Source organism: Paraburkholderia sp. CI2, from assembly GCF_014201055.1.
GTDB classification, from domain to species: domain Bacteria; phylum Pseudomonadota; class Gammaproteobacteria; order Burkholderiales; family Burkholderiaceae; genus Paraburkholderia; species Paraburkholderia tuberum.
Map to the genome: position 1 here is coordinate 135,331 of NZ_JACHDL010000005.1, position 20,290 is coordinate 155,620.

The following is a 20,290-nucleotide window of genomic DNA, read 5'->3' on the forward strand; positions in this document are numbered from 1 at the left end:
CGCTCGTGCCGGTCCGAGGACGGGAGCTTGCGCGCCGCCCTGCGAATCACTTCGCCAGGACGTCACGGTTGACGATGTTGGTCGTCAATGTGCCGTCGAGCGCGGCGACCAGGTTCTCCGCCGCGTTGAGCGCCATCGCATGACGGGTCTCGTGCGTCGCCGAGCCGATATGCGGCAATGCGACCACGTTCGGCATGGCGAGCAACGGCGAGTCGGCAGGCAACGGTTCGGTGTCGAACACGTCGAGGCCCGCGCCGTGAATCGTGCCGTTGCGCAGCGCCTCGATCAGCGCCGGTTCGTCGACGGTCGCGCCGCGTGAAGCGTTGATCAGGATCGCGCTCTTCTTCATCGCGCGCAGTTCGGCGGCGCCGATCAGATGCCGCGTCTCTCGCGTGAGCGGCACCTGCAGACAGACGAAATCGGACTGCGCGAGCAATTCAGCCAGCTCGACGCGCCGCGCGCCATACGCCTGCTCCGCTTGGTGGTTCGCGCTGCGGTTCGTATACAGCACCTTCATGTTGAAGCCGAGCGCCGCGCGTCGCGCGACCGCGCCGCCGATCCGCCCCAAGCCGACGATGCCGATCGTCTTGCCCTGCACGTCGAGCCCGAACTGCGCGGGCCCGATGCTCGTGCGCCACTGCCCCGCCTTGACCCAGTCGGCCAGCTCGACGACGCGCCGCGCGGACGCGAGGATCAGCGAGAACACGGTATCGGCGGTCGATTCGGTCAGCACGTCCGGCGTGTGCGCGAGCACGATGCCGCGGCGCGTGAGGTCGGCGACGTCGAACTGGTCGTAGCCGACCGAGATCGTCGACAGCGCCTTCAGCCGGCTCGCGCCTTCGAGCATCGCCGGCGTGATCTGCACGCTCGCGCCGATGCCGCCGTCGGCATCGCGCAGCGCGGCGACGAACGCATCATGCTGTGACGGATCGACCTGCACGACCTGCGCATGCTGTTGCAGATAGGCGAGCACATCCTCGGGCAGCGACTTCCAGGCGACGATCTTGTTCATCAGCTAATTTTCCTTGCGACGGTGGGACGAGCGGGGCCACGTTGTTCGGCCGCGGCCGGCTTGACGGCGAGCGTCAGGATCACCGCGGCGACGAGCGCCACGCTCATGAATGCATACGATGCCGCGGGCGACCCGGTCGCGCCGTTCAGATAGCCGACCGCGTACGAGCCGACGAACGAACCGAGCGCGCCCATGCTGTTGATCAGCGCCATCGCGCCGCCCGCGACGTTCTTCGGCAGCAGCTCCGGCACGATCGCGAAGAACGGTCCATACGGCGCGTACATCGCCGCGCCCGCGATCACGAGCAGCGCATACGAGACCCAGAAATGCGCGGAGCCGAGCCCGTACGACGCCGCGAACGCAATCGCACCGATCAGCAGGAACGGCCACACGAACACCTTACGGCGGTTGAGTTTATCCGATGCCCACGAAGCTGCAAGCATCGCGATCGTCGCGGCCAGATACGGCAGCGCCGACAGCCAGCCGGTTTCCACCATGCCGAACGACGAGCCGTTCTTCAGGATCGACGGCAACCACAGCACGAAGCCGTACACGCCAATGCTCCAGCAGAAATACTGCGCGCACAGCTTGATGACCGCGGGCGTGCGAAACGCCTCGCTGTAGTTGCGCACCGGCTTGATCGCGGCCTGCTCGGCGCGCAGCGTCTGCGCGAGCGCGTCCTTTTCCTGCTGCGTGAGCCACGACACCTGCTCGGGCTTGTCCTTGACGAGGAACCACCAGCAGATCGCCCAGATGATCGCGGGCGCGCCCTCGGCGATGAACATCTGCCGCCAGCCGAACGAATGCACGAGATAGCCCGACACGACCGACATCCACAGCACCGTGACCGGATTGCCGAGGATCAGGAACGTGTTCGCGCGCGAGCGCTCGCTCTTCGTGAACCAGTTGCTGATGAAGATCAGCATCGCCGGCATCACCGCGGCTTCGACGACGCCGAGCAGGAAGCGGATCGCCATCAGCGACGGAATGTTGCTGACCATGCCGGTCAACGCCGCGCAGCCGCCCCACAGAACGAGGCTCCAGAACACCAGTTTCTTCACGCTGCGGCGCTCGGCATAGATCGCACCCGGAATCTGGAAGAAGAAATAGCCGAGGAAGAACAGCGCGCCGATCAGCGACGCGAGCCCCTTGCTGATGCCGAGATCCTGGTTGATGCCGGCCGCTGACGCGAAGCCGAAATTCGCGCGATCCAGATACGCAAGGCTGTAAGTGATGAACACGATCGGCATGATCGTCCACCAACGGCGAATCGCAAGTGATGAGGTCATGGAAGTCTCCTTGGACGGCGTCGTCCCGAATCAATGATGAAAAAATCTGGGCGCGCTGTGGGCGCTCTTGTTGTCGTCGATGCTGGTTGTGGATGCAGCGCTATCGATGCGGTCCGAGCCGCGTCAGGCCGCGCTTGCGATGCCCGGTACCTCGGCCAGCTCCAGCGCGTCGAGTTCGGCGCGGTTCGGCAAACCTTCCGAATCGCCGATCACCTGGATCGCGAGCGCGCCGATCCGGTTGCCACGCGCGACCGCCTGCGCGAGCGTGCGGCCTTCGAGCAGCGCGCTGATCACGCCGACCGCGAAACCATCGCCCGCGCCGACCGTATCGACGACGTTCGCGACCGGCCGGCCGGCGATCGTCGCGGCATCGGTCGCGGTGCGGTAATACGCGCCCTGCGCGCCGAGCTTGACGATCACGCCGCGCGCGCCGCGCTCGAGATAGAACTTCGCGATGTCCTCCGGCTGCGTGTGGCCGGTCAGCATCTCACCCTCGCCGATGCCGGGCAGCACCCAGTCGGCGAGCGCGGCGAGCGCGTTCAAGCCTTCGACCATCGCCGCGCGCGAGGGCCATAGCATCGGACGCAGGTTCGGGTCGAACGAGATCGTCCTGCCCGCAGCGCGCATTTCGCGGGCCAGGTGGAATGCGAGTTCGCGCGAGCTTGCCGAGATCGCCGGCGCGACGCCGGTCAGATGCAGATGACGCGCGGGCAGCACGTAATCGGCGAGGTAGTCGTCGAGCGACAGATGGCTCGCCGCCGAGCCCTTGCGGAAGTATTCGACCGCCGGGTCGCTGCCGTCGTCGCTCTTCGACTTCAGCTGGAAGCCGGTCGGATGGTGCGCGTCGGTGCTCACGCATTGCTGGTCGATGCCCTCTTTCGTCAGCGTGTCGCGCACGTACCGGCCGAACGAATCGTCGCCGACGCGGCTCATCCAGCCCACCCTGAAGCCAAGTCGGGACAAGCCGATCGCGACGTTCAGATCCGCGCCGGCGATGCGCTTCGTGAAGTGCCCGACGCCCGCGAGCGGGCCGGCTTCGGCGGCGACGAACATCGCCATCGCTTCGCCGTAGGTGATCACGTCGAGGGCGGGGTAAGGGTGCGTCATGCTGGGCTCCTGGTGGTGCTGCTGATGCGGTGATTGGTGTTGCGTGGAATGCGTTCTTTGCTGCCTGGGTTGCTGCCTGGGTTGCTGCCTGGGTTGCTGCCTGGGTTGCTGCCTGGGTTGCTGCCTGGGTTGCTGCCTGGGTTGCTGCCTGGGTTGCTGCCTGAGTTGCTGCCTCGTCTGCTATACGGCTTCGACCGAGGCGCTTCGTGATGCCGCGCCGCGCGTCTACACGCGCGCAAGCCAGCTCACATAACGCGCGGCATCCGCGTCGATCCGGCTCGGATCGAACGGAAACTCGATGCCGCGCGGCACATCGCGCGGCAGCCGGTCGAGGAGCGCGCGCAATGGCGCGTCATCCTCGGCCGGCGCGCTCGCAAAGCGCCGCGCGCCCTCGCCCGTGGTGGTCTTGCAATGGATGTACTCGACGTACGGCGCGAGCTGCGGCGCGATGGGCAGCGGCGCGACGTCGAGCCACGCCCAGTTGCCGGTATCGAAGGTCATGCCGAGCACGCCCGCGTGGCCTTCACGCGCGAGCGCATCGAACAACCCGACGAACTGCGCGGGCGAGCCGCCCTGCGCCAGTTGCCCGTTTTCGACGACGAGCCGTGGCTGCGCACCGCCCGTGGTGCCCGAGCCGCTCGCGACGTGCGCGACGATGGCCGCGCCGTGAGCCTCGCCCGCGAAGCCGCCGAGTTGCAGCTTGACGAAGCGCGCGCCGAGCGCGGCCGCCTGATCGAGCGCGACACGCAGTGCGTCGGTATCGAGCTGGCCGTCCGCCGCGTACAACGATGCCGGCGTCGAGAACACCGACCACAGCCCGAGATCGGCCAACGCCGCGCCGAGCGCGCGCAGCCGTTGCGGGTCCGCGTCCGCGTCGCTCGCGAACAGCTCCCGGCGCACTTCGAAACCCGCCGCGCCGGCGCGCTTTGCCGCCTGCGACCATTTCAGATGGCCGTCGGCGCGCACGGCGTTCACACCGAACGCGCTGGCGACGACCGCGATCTCCACTGCATCAGTCATGTCCAACTCACGCAATTCTGAAGCGAAACGGTTTTTGGAACCGGTTCCAATTAAACTTCGAAAAAAAGCGCCGAGGCGCTGCGATGTGCGAATGGTGCTCGGGACAGGCATCGCGCACCATAGAGGAAATCCCCAGGCGCGGCCGGCATACGGCGAGCGTAAAGCGAGGCGCGTCGGCCACGGCAGCGCCCCGCGCGGGTTCGGATTCGCGACCCCATACGCTGCCAGTGCGGAAGTCAGCCGCCCTCGTCCGCGACGCACATCGCCAGAAACTGCTCGACCACCCGCGACGGCGCGCTCGCATGCGGCACCAGAATCGACAGCCGCCGCGTCAGCGGCTGCGGGCTCAGCGACATGAGCCGCAGCGCACCGTTCTCATGCCGCATCGACATCGCCGACACGAAACCGACACCCATCCCTGCCCGCACCGCCTCCTTCACCCCTTCGACCCCCGCGATTTCGAGCGCCACGCGCATCGGCACGCCCGCGCGCGCGAACTCGCGCTCGACCGTCTGCCGCACGCCCGAGCCTTCCTCGCGCAGCACCAGCGGATACGCGCCGAACGCGGCCAGTTCGATGCGCCCGCCATTGTCCGCCTGCGCGAGCGGATGCGAGCGCGGCATGATCGCGACGATCTCGTCCTCGCGCCACGCATGGACGACCGTGTCCGGCGGCAGATCTGCGCCGGCGGGACCCTCGATCATCGCGATGTCGACCGAGCCGAGCGCACCGACGATCTCGGCCGTGTTGCCGTTGGCGGTATGCACGCTCACGTGCGGATAGCGGCGATGGAATTCGGCGATCAGGTACGGCAGCAGGTAGCTCGCCGGCGTCGTGCTCGCGCCGATCCGCAAGGTGCCCTGTTCGAGACCGCGCAGCGCGTCGCGATAGGCATGCGCCTGCCGCCAGGTGTCGCGCAGCCGCGCCGCATAGGCGGCGAGCTGCTCGCCGGCTGGCGTCAGCCGTACCCCGCGGCCATCGCGCTGATACAGCGGCTCGCCGAACTCGTCCTGCAATTGCCTCAGCTGGCCGGACACCGCCGGCTGCGACAGATGCAGCGCCACCGCCGCCCGGCTGATGTTGCGATGCTCAGCGACGGCGGCGAACGTTATAAGTTGATCCGGGGTCATCTCGATTAAATATCCGTTGAACCGATACTTCACATTCTAAATCACGATTTTTCATACCGATATATCTAATTTAGGATTAGCCCCATTGCTGCTTATGCAGTCCCATGCAAGTCCGTTACGAAGCCGCCGATCATGTCCACACCCACCGCCCCGCTCGCCGCCGCCTCCCCCGCGCTGTCCACCCGCGGCCAGCTCAACGGCGTACTGTTCGTCGCGCTGTTCGCCGCCGCGGTCACGCGCATCGCAGCGATTCCGGCGATTGCCGGCCTTGGCCTGAGTCCGCTGATCGTCGGCATCGTCGCGGGTGCGATCTACGGCAACGCGCTGCGCGACAGCATGCCGGCCAGTTGGGCGGCCGGCGTGAATTTCTCGGCGCGCAAGCTGCTGCGCATCGCGGTCGCGTTCTTCGGCTTGCGTGTGAGCCTGCAGGAAATCGCCCAGGTGGGCCTGCCGGGTCTCGCGGAGTCGGTGCTGATCGTCGTCAGCACGCTCGTGATCGGCACCTGGGCCGGCATGAAAATCATGAAGCTCGACCGCGACGCCGCGCTCCTGACGGCGGCCGGCAGCGCGATCTGCGGCGCGGCCGCGGTGCTCGCGTTCGAATCGACGCTGCAATCGAAGCCGCACAAGAGCGCGATGGCGGTCGGCAGCGTCGTGCTGTTCGGCACGCTGTCGATGTTCCTCTACCCGGTGCTGTTCAACGCAGGCTGGCTGCATCTCGACACGGTCGGCGCCGGCCTGTTCTTCGGCGGCACGATCCACGAGGTCGCGCAGGTGGTCGGCGCGGCGAGCAACGTGAGCCCCGAAACGACGCACATCGCGACGATCGTCAAGATGACCCGCGTGATGCTGCTCGTGCCGGTATTGCTGGTGGTCGGCCTGTGGGTGAACCGCGCGACGCGCGGCGCGAAGGATGGCGGCACGGACGGCGCCGCCCCGCGCAAGCTGGCGATCCCCTGGTTCGCACTCGGCTTCCTCGCCTGCGTGGCGATCAACTCGCTGCATGTGCTGCCGGAAAGCGCCACCTCGACGCTGAACCTGTTCGACACCTTCGCGCTGACGATGGCGATGACCGCACTCGGCATGGAAACGCGCTTCTCGCAGATTCGCGAAGCGGGTCCGCGCGCGCTGACCACCGGCCTGATTCTGTATGTATGGCTGATCGCCGGCGGACTCGGCATCACATGGACCGTCCAGCACCTGTTCCGCTGAGCCGTCGCCGGCTCTCCCGCCTTCCCCGACACCCCGCCGCGCGCGGGGTTTTGCGCTTTCTGGTGCACCATCCCGGCCGATCACACGGCATACTCGTTGCTGCGAACTTTGCCCCCCAACCCGCCCGTGCGCGACGTCCGATGGCAGCGGTGAAACCGCCTTCCCGCGACGCGTCCGGGCGACCGGAATGAGGATCGATCGATGAGCCTGGAACTGTACTACTGGGATGGCCTGCAAGGCCGCGGCGAATTCGTGCGGCTCGCGCTGGAGGAAGCCGGCGTCGACTATGTCGAAGTCGCGCGCGGCAAGCCTTCGAAGGGTCTTGGCACCAAAGCGATGATGGCGGTGATGCAAAGCCCCGACGAGCCGTATCCGCCGTTCGCGCCACCGTTTCTGAAAGACGGCGATCTGGTGATCGCGCAGACCGCCAACATCCTGTTCTATCTCGGCCCGCGGCTCAAGCTGGCGCCGGCGGTGGACAGCCTGCGCTATGTCGCGAACGGCCTGCAGCTGACGATCGCCGACGTCGTCACCGAAGCGCACGACACCCACCATCCGCTCGCGAGCGGCCTCTACTACGAGGAGCAGAAAGACGCGGCGAAGGTGCGCGCGCACGATTTCATCGACCATCGGATTCCGAAGTTCATGTCGTACTTCGAGCGCGTGCTCGCGCAGAATCCGGCCGGCGACAGCTTCATGGTCGGCGACACGCTGACCTATGTGGACCTGTCGATGTTCCAGCTGATCGACGGTCTGCTGTACGCGTTTCCGCGCGCGCTGAAGCGCTTCGGCGAGCACTATCCGCGGCTCGCCGCGCTGCACGACGCCGTGATCGCAAGACCGAACATCGCCGCGTATCTGGACTCGGACCGGCGCATCGGCCATAACGAAAGCTGCATCTTCCGGCACTATCCTGAACTCGACAAGGCGGCGGCTTGAACCGCGCCGCCCGCCCCCGCCCGCTCGCCGCCGCGCGCCCGCCATTCGAGGCGGGCGCGCTGCTGTTGTGCCGCGGTTTTTTCAACCTTCCTTCACGCCCCGTACCGACGACGTGCTTTCATTCCTGCTGAAGCTGCGCACCCGCGCCCAAAGCGTTTTCCGCCTCTCAGAAGCCCATACGGTGCTGGTCTGGGCCGTTGTGGTCGGCATTGCCGGCGCGTTGGCGACCATCGTGTTTCGCAGGGGCATCGAACTGCTGCAACTGGCGATTGCCGGCCGCTCCGGCAGCTTCGTCGACATGGCGCGCAGCCTACCGTGGACCATGCGCATCTGGCTGCCGGCCGCGGGTGGTCTCGTCGCCGGCATTTTCCTGCTGATCGCGCAGCGTCACGCCGACACGAACAAGCACACCGACTACATGGAAGCGGTCGCGATCGGCGACGGCGTCGTGCCGGTGCGCCTGAGCCTGTGGCGCAGCGTGTCGTCGCTGTTTACGATCGCGAGCGGCGGTTCGATCGGTCGTGAAGGTCCGATGGTGCAGCTCGCGGCGCTCGCCTCGTCGCTGATCGGCCGCTGGGTCCACTTCGATCCGCCACGGCTGCGCCTGCTCGTCGCGTGCGGCGCGGCGGCCGGTATCACGTCCGCGTACAGCGCGCCGATCGCGGGCGCGTTTTTCGTCACCGAGATCGTGCTCGGCTCGATCGCGATGGAAAGCTTCGGGCCGGTGCTGGTCGCAGCGGTCGTCGCAAACATCACGATGCGCGAGTTCGCCGGCTACAAGCCGCCCTACGAGATGCCGGAGTTTCCGACCGTGACCGGTCCCGAGGTGCTGCTGTTCGTCGCGCTCGGCGCGCTGTGCGGCGCGGCCGCGCCGCAGTTTCTGCGGCTGCTCGACGCATCGAAGGCGGCCTTTCGCAAACTGCCGGTGGCGTTGCCGGTGCGGCTCGCGCTCGGCGGTCTCGTGGTCGGCATCATTTCGGTCGCGGAGCCCGAGGTGTGGGGCAACGGCTACAGCGTCGTGAACTCGATCCTGCATTCGCCGTGGACATGGTCCGCGCTCCTGCTGGTGCTCGTCTGCAAGCTCGCGGCGACCGCGGCGACGGCCGGCTCCGGCGCGGTGGGCGGTGTGTTCACGCCAACGCTGTTCGTCGGTGCGGCGGTCGGCTCGCTGTTCGGCCAGGGCATGCACGCGTTGTGGCCGCATGCGACGTCGGCCGCTTACGCCTATGCGATGGTCGGCATGGGCGCATTCCTCGCGGGCGCGACCCAGGCGCCGCTGATGGCGATCCTGATGATCTTCGAGATGACGTTGAGCTATCAGGTCGTGCTGCCGCTGATGCTGTCGTGCGTGGTCGCGTATTTCATCGCGCGCGCGATCGGCAAGACCTCGATGTACGAGATCACGCTGCGCCGCAATCGCGAGGAGCAGGAGCGCTCGCGATTGCGCGCGACGCAGATGCGCGAGCTGATCCGCCCCGCGCAGACCGTCGTGCCGCCGAACGCGACCGTGCACGACATGACGCGCGTGTTCCTCGAGTATCCGGTCAAGTATCTGTACGTCGCGAACGACTCGGGCGCGTTTCTCGGCGTGGTCGCGCTGAAGGACATCACGTCCGATCTGCTCGAGCGGCGCGACACGTCGATGAAAACCGCCGCCGATTATCTGCAGCCGCATTTCGACGTGCTGACGCCGGACATGTCGCTCGCCATCGCGTTACAGCACTTCATGGCGTTTCAGGGCGAGCGGCTGCCGGTGATCGAAAGCACCGCGCATCCGAAGCTCGCCGGCGTCGTCTACAAGACCTCGCTGCTCGATGCGTACTTCCGCATGAGTCCGTCGCGCTAGAGCTTTCGAAGGCTTCGCGGGGCGCGATGCAAAGCGCCGCGGATTCTCTACAATGGACAGACCCGCCGGCCCTTCACGCGGCCGGCACGCGTGAGCCCAGCTTGGGCGCAGCGACAGCGCCCGCCGTATCGTCGGAGCGAAGATGAGCGAACCGTCCCCCGAGGCCGTACGCCGCGATCAGGCCGGCTGGATTTTCGTGCATATCGAAGGCGAGCCGTACGATCGCGGCGAGCAGCACGGCCAGTTACTCGCCGACGAAATCAGAAACGCGATCCGCACCGCGCGCTATCTCGCCAAATGGGACACCGGCGAGGAGTTCGACACCTTCGTCAATGCCGCGACGAGCCAGTTCGCGAGCAAGCTCGACACCGAATTCGCCGATGAAATCCATGGCATCGCCGACGGCGCGAAGCTGCCGTTCGCCGAAGTGCTCGCGTGGAACGGCTACATGGATCTGCTGCAAAGCTGGTGGCCGACGCACGCCGCGCAGGCGCAGCCGCATCTGGGCGCGAAACTGTGGCGCGGCCGGCGCGGTCACCACTGCAGCGCGTTCATCGCGACCGGCAACGCGACGCGCGACGGCCGTATCGTGATGGCGCACAACTCGTGGGACCGCTACGCGGCCGGCGACGCGTTCAACGTCGTGTTCGACATCGTGCCCGACCGCGGCAACCGCATCCTGATGCAGGGCCTGCCGGGCTGCATCTCGAGCCTGACCGATTTCTGGGTCACGGCGGCCGGCCTGATGATCACCGAAACGACGATCTCGAACTTCGCGGGCTACAACGCGGCCGGCGCGCCCGAGTTCTATCGCTCGCGGCGCGCGTCGCAATATGCGAACAGCATCAAGGAATGGTGCGACATGTTCTCGCTCGCGAACAACGGCGGCTACGCGAACAGTTGGCTGCTCGGCGACACGAAGACCGGCGAGATCGCGCGTTACGAACTCGGGCTGCACTATGCGGGCTTCGAGACCACCAAAGACGGTTTCTACAGCGGCTACAACACCGCGACGGATCTGAAGATCCGCAACCAGGAATGCATCGGCGAAGGCGAGGACTATACCGACGTGCGCAAGAACGGCGCGCGGCGTCTGCGTTTCATGCAGCTCGAGGAACTGCATCGCGGCAGCATCGACGTCGAGCTCGCGAAGCAGATGATCGCCGATCATCACGACGTCTATCTCGATCGCAACGACAACCCGTGCTCGCGCACGATCTGCGGGCATCTGGAGCTCGACGACGCGCGCTTCGGCGGCACCGATCACGGGCCGTTCAATCCGTGGGGCGCGAACGACGGCAAGGTGGTCGACAGCGAAATGGCCCGCGAGATGGCCTTCACCGCGCGCTGGGGGCATCCGTGCGGCCGGCCGTTCGACGCGCAGGCGTTCATGAAGCGGCATCCGCAGTGGAACTGGCTGAACGGCTATATGCGCGACCGGCCGTCGTGGCCGTGGACGCGCTTCGAGGTGCTGCGCTAGCGCATGGCGGACGCGCGCGCCTGTTCGTGCCATGATGGAACCTACAATACGGTTTTGCCGCAAATGTGCGCGCGTTGCAGTATTTGCCATCTAAGATGGTAAGGAGCCTGGGCCGCGCAGCGCCATGCCGTCCTCGGCTTGCACCGTCCTCTCGACGCGGGACGGCACAGGGTTTGCTCGATTGTCAGCGCCGCATGAGCTTTAGGAGGTCGGGCGATGAAAACCTCGACACTGTTAATCATGGTGACGCTGTCAGCCTCGTGCTTTGCCGCGCCGGTTCATACCGCCTCGGACAGCACGGATTCCATCACGCTTGCGCAACGCGCGAACGCCGCGCCGGTCGCGCCTCCGGCCCCAGACGTGTCGAGCACCGACGCCAGCCGTCCGCAGCACTGGGAGCATATTGCGCTGCCGAAGTCCCGACATCTGGAACGCAGCCTGACCGGGCAGAACGAGCATCTGACCACGTGAGGGCCGCCGCAACGGCGGGCGGTGGCGCGGCTACGACGGCGCGCCTGCCCGGTTTGCGCCGGCTGTCATGACGATGGGGTGGCGATGCGCGCGGGATTGCAACAGACTGCGAGAAACTCATCGCGGCGAGGCGCTGGCTTTTCGTGGCAGCAATAACGACGTGACTAACTTAAGCTCACCAGGAGCATGCGCATGACGGCCTCGGACATCCCCGGCGAATCGATCGATCTGCAGATCGCCGATTTTCTCAGCGAAGTCGAATTCCCGACCAACAAGGACGCACTCGTCGACGCCGCGCGCGAAGCCGGCGCGAGCAACGAGGTGTTGGCGATGCTCGATGGTATGCCGGAGCAGGATTATGTCGACATCGAGTCGGTCACGCGCTTGATCGGCGGCAACTATGGCCCGGGCCTGGGGATCTGAAGCCGGATTCAGCCTCGCCTCACCTCACACGTCAGAACTGCGACGACGCCGCGATCCGCGCGCGCGCCACCCGCGTCACACGGCGCGTCGTGCGGCTGTTTCCGAGCGCGTCATCGGCGATCTCGCGCGCCGTCGGAGCGTCGGACCCGCTCACCCCGGCCACCACCCGCTCCGGCGCCACGCGACGGGAATCCCGTGCCTGCGCGCTTTCCGGCTGGAAATGCTCGACCAGATGGTCGATGAACGTCCGCACCTTCGCCGGCAGATGCAGCCGGCTCGGATACGCAATCGTGATTTCGATGGGCGGCAGACTGTACGCGTCGAGCAGACGCACGAGCCGCCCCGCCGTCAAATCACTGCCGATCAGGTAGCTCGGCAGGATCGCCACGCCCATGCCGAGCAGCGCGAACTGCCGCAGCATCTCGGCGTTGTTCGCCGCGATCGCGTTGGTCGGCCGCACCCGCACTTCGCCGTCCGGCCCATTGAACAGGCGCTCCTCGCCGCCCTGCTCGGCCGGCCTGCTCAGGCACGAATGCCTGAGCAGATCCTCGGGGCGCTTCGGCGTGCCGTGTTGCGCCAGATACTCGGGCGTCGCGCAAACCGTCATGTAGCCGGTCGTCAACCGCCGTGTGACGATGCTCGCGCTGCGCATGTGCCGCGCAGCCAGGATGCCGACGTCGAAGCCCTCTTCGACCAGATCGACGTGGCGGTCGGCGAGCGTGACGTCGGGCACGACGTCGGGATAGCGCGCCGCGTACGACTGCACGACCGGCGCGAGACTGTGCAATCCGAACACGACCGGCGCGACGATGCGCAGCGTGCCGACCGGCTCGTGATTGCGCGCCACCACCATCTGCTCGACGCTTTCGAGATCGGCGAGGATGTGGCGTACGCGCTCCAGATAGGTCGCACCGGATTCGGTCAGCGAAAGACGGCGGGTGGTGCGGTTCAGCAGTCGCGTGCCGAGCCGCGCTTCGAGATCCGCGACGTGCCGCGTGACGACCGCGGTGGACACATCCAGCGCGCCCGACGCGCCGACGAAACTGCCGAGGTCCGCAACCTTGACGAACACGCGCATCGACTGCAGTTGATTCATGGGACGACTCCTGCCTCGGTAAAGCCGGGCCGGCGCAACCGTTGCCGCCTGTGTCGACCCGCGCCGCATGGGCGCGCGCGGGTCCGCCCAACGCAACCGATTCTAGCGATAGGACATGTCCCAACCCTGACCCAGACATGACATTCCGGTCAGATTCGGCGCGGCGTGTCCATCGCGCCACTATTACGGCGTCTATCGTGGATTTTAGCTAGGTATAAACCCTAGTTTGCTGGTAAGATGGCGGCCAAAGAAAGTTACCGCTACATCGCCATGCCACATCGTTTTCGTCTGCTGGAAAAGATCGCGTTTTCGCTGGTTTGCTGGTCGGCCGCCGCGAGCTCGGCCTATATCGGTTACGAGCGCTGCCCCGATATCAAGGTTGCCCTGCACGCCGGGGAAAAATTCCTCGACGCCAGCGGCCAATACGCGTTCGCGTGCACGGCGCCCGCCGCCGAGGCCTGCGCGCAACTGCCGGTCGAATGATTTTTCCGCCTTGAACCGTATCTGATGCGCGATCCCTCCGGGTCGCGCATTCGCGCATCTGCGCCTCCAGGCTCAACGCCTACCGTTACGCATCGCGCCCGAACACCACGCGCGAGAAAAACCCCGCCAGCACCGTTTCGGCCATCTCCGCCGGGACATTCTGCGGATCGACCGTGTAGAAGAACTGCACGCCGTCGCACAGACCCATCAGGCCGATCGCGAGCTGCTCGGGCGCCATCGACATCGGCGTGCCCACGCGCTCCGAGAACTCGCGCACATAGGCGCTCAACTGTTCGATCTTTTCGTGCATGAACGCGTTGAAGCGCAGCCGGAAACGGCCGTCGCGCACCGCCAGCAGCTTCGCCTCGACCCACAACAGAAAACGCTTGTTCTCACGATGCAGCGAGCTGTAGTAGCGCAGCACGCGCGCCTCCATCTCCTCGCGCGACGCCGCGCTTTCGAAGATCGCATGCAGGCCCGCCTGCATCGCTTCGTGATCGCGCCGCAATAGCTCCAGAAACAGCTCGGTCTTGCTGCGGAAGTTCGAATAGAACGCGCCGCGCGTATAGCCAGCCGCCGCCGCGATGTCCTCGACACTCGCCGCGACGAAGCCCTTCTTCATGAAAATTGCCTGCGCGGCATCGAGCAGCCGCTCCCGCGTCTGGTCCTTGCTCTGCTCTCTTGTCAGTCTTTGACGTTTCATGGCCGCAAGCCTAGCACCCAAAAGAATTCAAATCCATCTATGCATTCAGATACACGAGTGTATTAGAATGCGCTTCTTCATTCAAAGCCATCCCTGTATGCCATTAGCATGACGTGGCATGCGGGTCTTCGCTGGCGGGCCGCGCGGCTTGCCGTGTTCGTTCGCTGTCTCCAGTTGGGGTAATTGTGAAGCGTCCCGGTTCTCCCGCATCGTCAGCGATGCGCCAGCAATCTCCCCCATCCTCTCACCGCGGTTTCTCCAGGCAGACCTGCGCGCTGGCGCTGGCAGGCGTGCTCGCGCTTGCGGCCTGCTCGAAGAAGGAAGCCGCGGCGCCCGCGCCGCGCCCGGTGGTCGCGCTCGCCGTGCATGCGGACGGCCACGCGCTGCAGGCGGCGTCGCTGCCCGGCGAAGTGCAGGCGCGCTATTCGACGCCGCTGTCGTTCCGCGTCGCCGGCAAGATCATCGAGCGGCGGGTACGGCTCGGCGACACGGTGAAAAGCGGCGAAGTCGTCGCGCTGCTCGACCCGGCCGATGCGCAGAAAAACGCCGCGAGCACGCAGGCGCAGCTCGACGCCGCGCAGCACAACCTCGTCTACGCGCAGCAGCAGCTCGAACGCGACAGGGCGCAGGCCAAAGAAAACCTGATCGCGCCCGCGCAGCTCGAACAGACCACCAACGCCTACGCGTCCGCGCTCGCGCAGCGCGATCAGGCGCAGCAGCAGGCGGCACTCGCGAAGAACCAGCTGCAGTACACGACGCTCGTCGCCGGTCATGCGGGCGTCATCACGGCTGAACAGGCGGACACGGGCCAGAACGTGTCGGCGGGTCAGGCCGTCTACAACCTCGCGTGGAGCGGCGACGTCGACGTGCTGTGCGACGTGCCCGAAAGCGCGCTCGCCGCATTCGCGGTCGGCCAGAACGCGAGCGTCACGCTCGCCGCGCTGCCGGGCCGCAAGCTCGGCGCACGCGTGCGCGAGCTGTCGCCGGCCGCCGATCCGCAGAGCCGCACCTGGCGCGCGCGTCTGACCCTGCTCGATGCCGGCGCCGACGTGCGCCTCGGCATGACCGCCGACGTCACGCCGGCCGTGCCGCTCGCCGCGGCGGCCGCGCAGCACGGCGTGTTCACGCTGCCGGTCACCGCGCTGTTTCACGAGGGGCGCGAACCGGCCGTGTGGGTCGTGCGCGCCGCGGACAACACGCTCGAACTGCGTCGCGTAACCGTCACGCGCTACTACGAGCGCACGTTCGTCGTCAGCGATGGCCTGAAAGATGGCGAAAGCGTCGTGCTGCAGGGCGTGCACACCGTGAGCGCCGGCCAGAAAGTCCGCGCGATCGCGCCGCTGCATCCCGAGGACTTCGCTTCATGAGCACGTCGCACGAAGAAGGACGCTTCAATCTGTCCGCGTGGGCGCTGCGTCATCAGGCGCTGGTCGTATTCCTGATCGCGCTGGCCACCGCGTTCGGCATCCTCGCCTACACGCGCCTCGCGCAGTCCGAAGACCCGCCCTTCACGTTCCGCGTGATGGTGATCCGCACGTTCTGGCCGGGCGCCACCGCGCGCCAGGTGCAGGAGCAGTTGACCGATCGCATCGGCCGCAAGCTGCAGGAAACGCCGTACATCGATTTCGTGCGCAGCTACTCGCGTCCCGGCGAATCGCTGATCTTCTTCACGATGAAGGACTCGGCGCCGGTGAGCGAGGTGCCCGAGACGTGGTACCAGGTGCGCAAGAAAGTCGGCGACATCGCGTCGACCTTGCCGCCGGGCATCCAGGGCCCGTTCTTCAACGACGAATTCGGCGACGTCTACACCAACATCTACACGCTCGAAGGCGACGGCTTTTCCGCCGCGCAACTGCACGATTACGCGGACCAGCTACGCTCGGTGCTGCTGCGCGTGCCGGGCGTCGGCAAGGTCGACTATTTCGGCGATCCCGATCAGCACATCTACATCGAGATCGCGAACACGCAGTTGACGCGTCTCGGCATCTCGCCACAACAGCTTGGGCAGGCGATCAACGCGCAGAACACGATCGCTCCCGCGGGTACGCTGACCACCACGGACGACCGCGTGTTCGTGCGCCCGAGCGGCCAGTTCAACGACGTGGGCGCGCTCGCCGACACGCTGATCCGCATCAACAACCGCACGCTCCGTCTCGGCGACATCGCGACGATCAAGCGCGGCTACGACGACCCGGTCGTCACGCAGATGCGCTTCGGCGGCAAACCCGTGCTCGGTATCGGCGTGACGATGCAGCCGGGCGGCGACGTGATCCGGCTCGGCCGCGCGCTCGATCAGCAGATGACCCAACTGCGCGCCGCGCTGCCCGCCGGATTGAATCTCGTCGAAGTATCGAGCATGCCGCACGCGGTCGCGCGCTCGGTCAACGACTTCCTCGAAGCGGTCGCCGAAGCGGTCGCGATCGTGCTGATCGTGAGCCTCGTGTCGCTCGGCGTGCGCACCGGCATGGTGGTCGTGATCTCGATTCCGGTGGTGCTCGCGGTCACCGCGCTGTGCATGTACCTGTTCGATATCGGCCTGCACAAGGTATCGCTCGGCACACTCGTGCTCGCGCTCGGCCTGCTCGTCGACGATGCGATCATCGCGGTCGAAATGATGTCGGTGAAGCTCGAGCAAGGCTGGAACCGCACGCGCGCCGCGGCCTTCGCGTACACCAGCACCGCGTTTCCGATGCTGACCGGCACGCTCGTCACCGTATCCGGCTTCCTGCCGATCGCGCTCGCGAAGTCGAGCACCGGCGAGTACACGCGCTCGATCTTCGAGGTGTCGGCGATCGCGCTGATCGCGTCGTGGCTCGCGGCGGTCGTGCTGATTCCGCTGCTCGGCTATCACATGCTGCCCGAGCGCAAGCGCCATACGCACGAGCCTGACGATCACGAACATGACATCTACGACACGCGCTTCTACACGCGCTTGCGCGGCTGGATCGGCTGGTGCATCGAGCGGCGCTTCGTCGTGCTCGCGATCACCGTGCTGCTGTTCGTGCTCGCGATGGCCGGCTTCTCGCTCGTGCCGCAGCAGTTTTTCCCGAGCTCGGACCGGCCGGAGTTGCTGGTCGATGTGCGGCTGCCCGAAGGCGCGTCGTTCGATGCAACGCTGCGCCAGGCGCAGCGCCTCGAACAGGTTCTCAAAGGGCGGCCTGAAATCGATCACTCAGTCAGCTTCGTCGGCACCGGCGCGCCGCGCTTCTATCTGCCGCTCGATCAGCAATTGCAGCAGCCGAACTTCGCACAGTTCGTGATCACCGCGAAGTCGGTCAAGGATCGCGAGAAGCTCGCGCAGTGGCTCGAACCGGAGTTGCTCAACAACTTCCCGGCGATCCGCACGCGCCTGTCGCGCCTCGAGAACGGGCCGCCGGTCGGCTATCCGGTGCAGTTCCGCGTGAGCGGCGACGACATCGCGACCGTACGCTCGATCGCCGAACGCGTCGCCGCGACGATGCGCGCCAATCGCGGCACGCGCAACGTGCAGTTCGACTGGGATGAACCCGCCGAGCGCTCGGTGCGCTTCGAGATCGACCAGAAACGCGCGCGCGAGCTCGGCGTGACGTCCGAAGACATCGCCAGCTTCCTCGCGATGACGATGTCCGGCTACACGGTCACGCAGTATCGCGAGCGCGACAAGCTGATCAGCGTCGATCTGCGCGCGCCGCGCGCCGAACGCGTCGACCCGTCGCGGCTGACCGCGCTCGCGATGCCGACGCCCAACGGCCCGGTGCCGCTCGGCACGCTCGGACATCTGCGCAACGACCTCGAATACGGCGTGATCTGGGAACGCAACCGTCAGCCGACCATCACCGTGCAGTCGGACGTGTCGGCCGGCGCGCAAGGCATCGACGTCACGCACGCGCTGGACCGCGCGCTCGCGCCGATCCGCGCGACGCTGCCGGTCGGCTACAGGATCGAGATCGGTGGCTCCGTCGAGGAAAGCGCCAAGGGTCAAACCTCGATCAACGCGCAGATTCCGATCATGGTGATCGCGGTGCTCACGCTGCTGATGATCCAACTGCAAAGCTTCGCGCGCGTGCTGATGGTCGTCCTGACCGCGCCGCTCGGCCTGATCGGCGTCGTGCTCACCTTGCTGCTGTTCGGCCAGCCGTTCGGCTTCGTCGCGATGCTCGGCGTGATCGCGATGTTCGGCATCATCATGCGCAACTCGGTGATTCTCGTCGATCAGATCGAGCAGGACATTGCGTCGGGGCACAAGCGCTTCGATGCGATCGTCGGCGCGACCGTGCGGCGGTTCCGGCCGATCACGCTGACCGCCGCGGCCGCTGTGCTCGCGCTGATCCCGCTGCTGCGCTCGAACTTCTTCGGGCCGATGGCGACCGCGCTGATGGGCGGTATCACGAGCGCGACGATCCTCACGCTGTTCTATCTGCCCGCGTTGTACGCCGCGTCGTTCCGTGTGCGCAGCGACGAGCGCGAGCCGCAGACGCCGTCCGGTGCCGGCGCCACGCACACGGGTAACTGAGCATGAGCACGACTATTCCTGCCCTCTCCCGCCACCGCCGCGCGCGCTTCGACGCGCTGGCCCGTACCACGCTTGCCACCAGCATCGCCAGCATCACCTGCATGCTCGGCGCCTGCTCGTTCGGACCGAACGGCGACGCGCCCGCGATGCCGCAGCCCGCGCACTACGGTGCCGAGCCGCTACCGACGCAAACCGTGCCCGCGCAGGGCGTCACGCAGCAGTTCGTGACCGGCGCGCAGCCGGTGCCCGAATGGTGGAAGCTGTACCGCTCGGATGCGCTGAACGCGCTCGTCGACGAAGGCCTGCGCAATAGTCCGACGCTCGACGCGACCGACCGCAGCCTCGCCGCCGCGCGCGAGCAATTGCGCGCGCAGGTCGGCAGCTCGCTGCTGCCGACCATCGACGCCGGCGGCCAGGTCACCCGCAATCGCGCGCTCGCGATCCCCGAGATCGGACCGAACACGTTTCTGTACAACGTGTTCGTCGGTCAGTTGCAGGCGCACTACACGTTCGATCTGTTCGGCGCCGCGCGTCTCGCGAACGCGGCGCTCGCCGCGCGCGTGAACGTGCAGGTCTTCCAGCTCGAGGCGGCGCGGCGCGCGCTCGCCGCGAACATCGTGACCGCGACGATCACGAGCGCCGCGCTGCATGCTCAGATCGACACGACCGAGCGGCTCGTGGTCCTCGCCAACGATCAGGCACGCGATACCGAGCGGCGCTTCGCGCTCGGTGCGGTATCGCATGCCGATCTGCTGAACGCGCAGCAGAGCGCGGCGAGCGTGTCGGCAAGTCTGCCGGCGCTGAAGCAGCAGTGGCTCACCACACGTCACGCGCTCGCGGTGCTGCTCGGCCGCACGCCCGATGCCGCGCCGGACGACATCGATCTCGCGCAGTTGCATGTGCCGGAGAAGGTCCCGGTCGTCGTGCCGTCGGAATTGCTGCGCACGCGGCCTGACATCGAGGCCGCCGACGCCGCGCTGAAGGCCGCTGCGACCGATGTCGGCGTCGCCACCGCGCAGATGTTCCCGAGTCTGTCCCTGTCGGCATCGATGGGACAAGGCGGGTTTAGCTGGCCGGTCGCGATGTCCGGTGCGGGGGCCATCTGGAGCATCGGCGCGTCGCTGTCGCAACCGCTGTTTCATGGCGGCGCGCTCCTCGCGCAGCGCCGCGCGGCGCAGCACACGTACGAAGCGAGCGTGTCGCAGTACAAACAGACTGTGCTGGCCGCGTTTCAGAACGTCGCCGACACGCTCGCCTCGCTCGAGCACGACGCGCAGTCGCTCGACGCCGCGAACGTCGCCGCGCGTTCGGCACAGGGTGTGTTCAACGAGACCTCGGCGCGCTATCGGCTCGGCGCGCTGCCCGTCGCCGCGACGCGTTCGAGCGAGCAGCAATGGCGCAACGCGCAGCTCGATGAGATCCGCTATATGAGCGCGCGGCTGACGGATACGGCCGCGCTGTTTCAGGCGATGGGGAATCCGCCGGTTGATCAGGCAGGCGCATCATCGGCTGCGGCGACTTCGGCTTCTGCGCCTGCATCGGTTGGGACGACGAACACGGTGACATCCAACTAAATCTCGGATTCCG

Annotated in this window: 17 protein-coding genes; 10 read left to right on the plus strand and 7 right to left on the minus strand. The window is 66.7% G+C overall.

The features are described 5' to 3' along the window. Positions 1 to 46: 46 nt before the first annotated feature. The 5 genes from HDG32_RS09690 to HDG32_RS09710 all read right to left on the minus strand — a co-directional run bounded on the left by HDG32_RS09690 (position 47) and on the right by HDG32_RS09710 (position 5,558). Positions 47 to 1,012 carry a D-glycerate dehydrogenase gene (locus HDG32_RS09690; RefSeq protein ID WP_184066014.1) on the minus strand — a complete coding sequence of 322 codons (966 nt, stop codon included), beginning with the start codon at positions 1,010 to 1,012 and terminating at the stop codon, positions 47 to 49. After that, a complete protein-coding gene (locus tag HDG32_RS09695; protein WP_184066016.1) occupies positions 1,012 to 2,301 on the minus strand; it encodes an MFS transporter in 1,290 nt (429 codons plus the stop codon). The genes HDG32_RS09690 and HDG32_RS09695 overlap by 1 nt, the downstream gene beginning before the upstream one ends. A gap of 123 nt (positions 2,302 to 2,424) precedes the next feature. Then, entirely contained in the window at positions 2,425 to 3,408 is a 984-nt protein-coding gene (locus HDG32_RS09700) for a sugar kinase (protein WP_260336420.1), read from the minus strand. Between the two features lie 225 nt (positions 3,409 to 3,633). Further along, on the minus strand, positions 3,634 to 4,428 hold the full coding sequence (locus HDG32_RS09705) for a sugar phosphate isomerase/epimerase (protein ID WP_184066018.1): 795 nt from the start codon (positions 4,426 to 4,428) through the stop codon (positions 3,634 to 3,636). A gap of 236 nt (positions 4,429 to 4,664) precedes the next feature. After that, positions 4,665 to 5,558: a LysR family transcriptional regulator gene (locus tag HDG32_RS09710; protein WP_184066019.1), complete on the minus strand. Its 894-nt coding sequence runs from the start codon at positions 5,556 to 5,558 to the stop codon at positions 4,665 to 4,667. Between the two features lie 132 nt (positions 5,559 to 5,690). On the opposite strand from HDG32_RS09710, the gene HDG32_RS09715 reads away from it, so the two are divergent. The 6 genes from HDG32_RS09715 (at position 5,691) to HDG32_RS09740 (ending at position 11,929) form a co-directional block, all read left to right on the plus strand. Continuing rightward, positions 5,691 to 6,770, plus strand: a complete 1,080-nt coding sequence (locus tag HDG32_RS09715) for a YeiH family protein (RefSeq protein WP_184066028.1) — start codon at positions 5,691 to 5,693, stop codon at positions 6,768 to 6,770. Positions 6,771 to 6,971: 201 nt separating this feature from the next. Then, complete coding sequence (locus HDG32_RS09720; RefSeq protein WP_184066029.1) at positions 6,972 to 7,709, plus strand: glutathione S-transferase; 738 nt, start codon at positions 6,972 to 6,974, stop codon at positions 7,707 to 7,709. Between the two features lie 112 nt (positions 7,710 to 7,821). Next, positions 7,822 to 9,555, plus strand: coding sequence for a ClcB-like voltage-gated chloride channel protein (locus tag HDG32_RS09725; RefSeq protein WP_184066030.1), 1,734 nt, complete (start codon positions 7,822 to 7,824; stop codon positions 9,553 to 9,555). A gap of 142 nt (positions 9,556 to 9,697) precedes the next feature. Beyond that, on the plus strand, positions 9,698 to 11,035 hold the full coding sequence (locus HDG32_RS09730; RefSeq protein ID WP_184022699.1) for a C45 family peptidase: 1,338 nt from the start codon (positions 9,698 to 9,700) through the stop codon (positions 11,033 to 11,035). A gap of 216 nt (positions 11,036 to 11,251) precedes the next feature. Beyond that, positions 11,252 to 11,506: a hypothetical protein gene (locus HDG32_RS09735; protein ID WP_184003891.1), complete on the plus strand. Its 255-nt coding sequence runs from the start codon at positions 11,252 to 11,254 to the stop codon at positions 11,504 to 11,506. A gap of 192 nt (positions 11,507 to 11,698) precedes the next feature. Further along, positions 11,699 to 11,929: a DUF2795 domain-containing protein gene (locus tag HDG32_RS09740; protein WP_184022698.1), complete on the plus strand. Its 231-nt coding sequence runs from the start codon at positions 11,699 to 11,701 to the stop codon at positions 11,927 to 11,929. Positions 11,930 to 11,960: 31 nt separating this feature from the next. Here HDG32_RS09740 and HDG32_RS09745 read toward each other — a convergent pair whose 3' ends face one another. After that, positions 11,961 to 13,025, minus strand: coding sequence for a LysR family transcriptional regulator (locus HDG32_RS09745; protein ID WP_184066031.1), 1,065 nt, complete (start codon positions 13,023 to 13,025; stop codon positions 11,961 to 11,963). A 270-nt stretch (positions 13,026 to 13,295) separates the two neighbouring features. Here HDG32_RS09745 and HDG32_RS09750 point away from each other — a divergent pair, with 270 nt between their 5' ends. Further along, positions 13,296 to 13,508: a hypothetical protein gene (locus HDG32_RS09750; protein WP_184066032.1), complete on the plus strand. Its 213-nt coding sequence runs from the start codon at positions 13,296 to 13,298 to the stop codon at positions 13,506 to 13,508. Positions 13,509 to 13,593: 85 nt separating this feature from the next. Here the strand turns inward: HDG32_RS09750 and HDG32_RS09755 are convergent, their stop codons facing one another. After that, positions 13,594 to 14,211: a TetR/AcrR family transcriptional regulator gene (locus tag HDG32_RS09755; protein ID WP_184066033.1), complete on the minus strand. Its 618-nt coding sequence runs from the start codon at positions 14,209 to 14,211 to the stop codon at positions 13,594 to 13,596. A gap of 218 nt (positions 14,212 to 14,429) precedes the next feature. On the opposite strand from HDG32_RS09755, the gene HDG32_RS09760 reads away from it, so the two are divergent. The 3 genes from HDG32_RS09760 to HDG32_RS09770 are packed head-to-tail and all read left to right on the plus strand — an operon-like array spanning position 14,430 to position 20,277. Continuing rightward, the gene (locus HDG32_RS09760; RefSeq protein ID WP_184066035.1) at positions 14,430 to 15,578 is read left to right on the plus strand and encodes an efflux RND transporter periplasmic adaptor subunit; all 1,149 of its coding nucleotides are present in this window, start codon (positions 14,430 to 14,432) and stop codon (positions 15,576 to 15,578) included. Beyond that, positions 15,575 to 18,703: an efflux RND transporter permease subunit gene (locus HDG32_RS09765; RefSeq protein ID WP_184066037.1), complete on the plus strand. Its 3,129-nt coding sequence runs from the start codon at positions 15,575 to 15,577 to the stop codon at positions 18,701 to 18,703. The genes HDG32_RS09760 and HDG32_RS09765 overlap by 4 nt, the downstream gene beginning before the upstream one ends. A 2-nt stretch (positions 18,704 to 18,705) precedes the next feature. After that, positions 18,706 to 20,277, plus strand: coding sequence for an efflux transporter outer membrane subunit (locus HDG32_RS09770; protein WP_184066039.1), 1,572 nt, complete (start codon positions 18,706 to 18,708; stop codon positions 20,275 to 20,277). Positions 20,278 to 20,290: the final 13 nt, after the last annotated feature.